A 215-nucleotide genomic window follows, 5' to 3' on the forward strand; every position below is an offset into this window, starting at 1 on the left:
TGCTCGGCGGCCACGGGCGGGTCAAGCACGCGGCCGACCTGCGCTGCCCGCTGCTCGTGCAGATCGCCGACCACGACCGGAGCGCGCCGCCGCACGCCGCGCTCACGGCGGCCGGCGCCGGCCGCGGCGAGGTGCGGCACTACCCGTGCGACCACTTCGACGTCTACGCCGGCAAGGACTGGTTCGACGCCGTGCTCGCCCACCAGGTGCACTTC

General features: G+C 75.8%; 1 pseudogene. It reads left to right on the top strand.

From position 1 onward, the window contains the following. Window positions 1–215, top strand: a pseudogene (locus QWY29_RS20810) (hypothetical protein); the annotation flags it as partial.

Source organism: Nocardioides abyssi, from assembly GCF_030412915.1.
Classification (GTDB): Bacteria; Actinomycetota; Actinomycetes; order Propionibacteriales; family Nocardioidaceae; genus Nocardioides; species Nocardioides abyssi.